This window comes from Okeania sp. SIO2F4 (assembly GCF_010672385.1).
GTDB lineage: Bacteria > Cyanobacteriota > Cyanobacteriia > Cyanobacteriales > Microcoleaceae > Trichodesmium.
Map to the genome: position 1 here is coordinate 1 of NZ_JAAHGT010001352.1, position 1,652 is coordinate 1,652.

The 1,652-nt window shown below is 37.1% G+C and carries 2 protein-coding genes; both read left to right on the forward strand.

What is annotated here, in order from left to right:
* Positions 1-114 precede the first annotated feature (114 nt).
* Positions 115-426, forward strand: a complete 312-nt coding sequence (locus F6K22_RS40340) for a tellurite resistance TerB family protein (RefSeq protein ID WP_293110722.1) — start codon at positions 115-117, stop codon at positions 424-426.
* Between the two features lie 218 nt (positions 427-644).
* Positions 645-1,157 carry a hypothetical protein gene (locus tag F6K22_RS40345; RefSeq protein ID WP_293110724.1) on the forward strand — a complete coding sequence of 171 codons (513 nt, stop codon included), beginning with the start codon at positions 645-647 and terminating at the stop codon, positions 1,155-1,157.
* Positions 1,158-1,652: the final 495 nt, after the last annotated feature.

Consider the following 1,652-nt stretch of genomic DNA (forward strand, 5'->3'; position numbering starts at 1 on the left):
ACGTTGAGGGTTAGCGAGCGCAGGTATACGGCTCATTAGTCACAATTATATCCACAATATCATTGATCATAAAACTATGTTTCACTCTTATGTAGCTTTCTTTAGATTTTCTTAATGAATCAGCTCTTAGGTCGAATGCAACTATTCAGAAGTTACCCCAGTGAAGTTATGCGGAGAATGTTCGACAAACTTTGTGGAATGCTGAAAAGACAGGGACCTCAAACACTTCTTGGTGCAGCTTTTGAGTCACTTCCCCACGAATTATATGAGACTACTTTTGCGATCGCTACTGACCTTGTTTTATCAGACGGTGAAGTTACAGAAGAAGAAGAGCAGCTTTTAGGCAGTTTGTGTAATGCTCTTGAAATTCCTGATGAGACAGTCAACGAAATTATCCGTGTCATGCTCATCAAAAATAAAGGTTAGTATTAAAAACATTTTGAAACTTAAACTTTGCTTCTATCACCCACCTTTTATTTCGGGAGGGTGATTTTTTTTTTAGAGAATTGAAAACTCACAATATAATCTCACCTCATTTCATTTCATTTAATGTAGCGAATATAACAGAATTTATTGATCTGATGACTAATATATAATTATAAATATAATTATTACTATATACAAACTATAGCGCTATAGTAAAAATGACTGAGATCGGAACTAGAGAAGCTGCTTTTTTATTAGGTATCTGTTGTCAAAGAGTCAGAGCGTTACTTGCTCAGGGTAGAATTAGAGGTGCTTATAAGAAAAAAAATGGACTTTGGCAAATTCCTCTGTATGGCAAAATGCCTGTGGTCATACCGGGAAGGAGAGGCCCCAAAGGTGTCTGGTGTCATCACAAGCGAAAGAAGCCAACCCTAGTTCATGTAAATCAACACTACATTAAAGCAAATGGTAAGAGAATTAGGCACGATCCTCAAATGACCCCTGAGCAATTGATTCCAGTGGTCAGCTTGAAACAAACAAATCGTAACGATCTGGGCTATCAGATGATTTTTGATGGTCCTTGTCGTATAGTTTATAAGCCTTATGAACCCTTACCTTGTGGGGCACATTTGTGGATTGAGACCTACAAACCAGTGCAGTTTGTAGATACTCAGTTTAAACCAGTGACGGCGAGGCAAAGCTATAAAAATGTTCAACTTCAATACGGTTAAATCGTTATATCATCTTTGGATAATTACTGACATTGACATCCTCCCGACGCTGCTATACGGGAGAGAGCGCGGGTATTCAACCAACGTTTTGATAAAATCACAAAGCTTATTGTGAGTCCGTTCTCTCACGGGGTGACAAGGTAGCTGAAAGCTATATATAGAGGTGGACTTATCAAATAAGCTGAAGAATAGTTCAACTAAAATCCCACTATTATTGAGAATAGATGGGGGTGTGGTGCGTTCGCGGAGCGTTGCGGAGCGCAGTATCGCGCCACACAATAGGTTGATTATTTATTCAAATAACTGGCAAAACAGTTAAAAATCCGATCAAAAAGGGTTGGTAATTACAAATAAAAATTAATAAAAGAGAATATATTAGGCTTTGATCAAAACCAGATCGAACAAAAGTTGAGTCCATCTCAAATAATAACATTACAAATATTATTATACTTAACATCAGTACATAAAACCGTACAAATATCAAAATTAAGTACT